The organism is Psittacicella gerlachiana, assembly GCF_003585965.1.
Classification (GTDB): Bacteria; Pseudomonadota; Gammaproteobacteria; order Enterobacterales; family Psittacicellaceae; genus Psittacicella; species Psittacicella gerlachiana.
Genome location: NZ_NRJF01000283.1, coordinates 1 through 1,266, shown reverse-complemented (window position 1 = coordinate 1,266; position 1,266 = coordinate 1). Strand labels below are relative to the sequence as shown.

Genomic DNA, 1,266 nt, shown 5'->3' with positions numbered 1-1,266 from the left:
AATATATATGCTTCCACTAAGAATTATTTTTTTTATAATGGTAATTTTTTGGATTATAGTAGCTTTAGTTCCATGGTTAAGAGAAATTGCATTAGGGCTTTACTATTCAGAACTTTATTTCTTCTTACTGCTTTTCCTATTTATAGTTCCAATTATATTATCTAATGTTATAGTAAATGTACTTGCTCTAATATTGGGATTTTTATATTTATTTATTTTAATAATTAAGAAAATTTTTGGCTTATCTATTGATGATGAAACAGAGATAAAACAAAATAGTAATGGAGCAAATAATCAAAGTACAGATAGAGAAACTAGTCAAAAAAGTAATAGTTATCAACAAAAGAGTTATGGTAGTAATAATTCTAAGTTTAATTTTGGCACTAAGACAAATGAAGCAAATAATTTTTTAACTAAGATTATAGAAAATGAGTCTAACGTCAAGATGCAATTTGAGTGTATTGCAAATATTGTAGGAGCAGCACTAAATCAATCTATAAATTCGGATCGCAGATTTTTCCCTCTAGCCTTACAAGTTTTAAATGCTGACTTTAAAGGGTATTACAACCATATATTTGCTGATGAATATAAAAGAGTATTAGCTGGTTATCAAGAATCAAGAATAAAGGATTGTTTTATAGATGGATTAAACGGAATAAATCTAAAATTCAATGAAAATCCTTTTATTAAGTTAAATAAATTAGTAAAAAGTCCTAGTTTTATCGGAGATAAGCAAATTTTAGCACTAATCATAGTGTCTAGCTATTACGTTGTCAATAGAAAAAGTTGCTATGTTTTCGAAAATTTAGTGTATAACATCGTAAATTACTTAGATTTGAATGAAAGAGAGCAGGATACTCTTGCTGATAATTTTGTAAAAAGGAAAGAATATCTTCAAAAAATTAATGTTAATTTTAGGAATGAAAATGGATTTTATTAAAACATCTAATCTAGATAAGTTCTAATTGTTTAGATAAATTAATAATTTTATAACCTAATTTCCCAAAATATTTATAGCCGTAAGCAATGACCAGTATTATTGATTACTTATTTCTAAAGAAAGTACTTTCAATATATTTTTTGTTCTACTATTTAAAGGTATTTGGTATAACTACAAAAGTTATATCTAGCATTTATAGCCATTTAATTACTATAAATTCTAACTTTATTGTAAACGTATGTAGTACTTTAGTACATTTTTTATAGGTAATTCTCTTTTTAGGTAATTTTACTAGTTGTTTTAGATTTTTTCTTACGGCTATAATA

The 1,266-nt window shown here is 24.8% G+C and carries 1 protein-coding gene; it reads left to right on the top strand.

The window, feature by feature from the left end:
* Nucleotides 1–940, top strand: a 940-nt coding sequence (locus CKF59_RS07695; RefSeq protein ID WP_222985722.1) for a hypothetical protein, incomplete at its 5' end; no start/stop codon positions are given.
* Between the last annotated feature and the right edge of the window lie 326 nt (nt 941–1,266).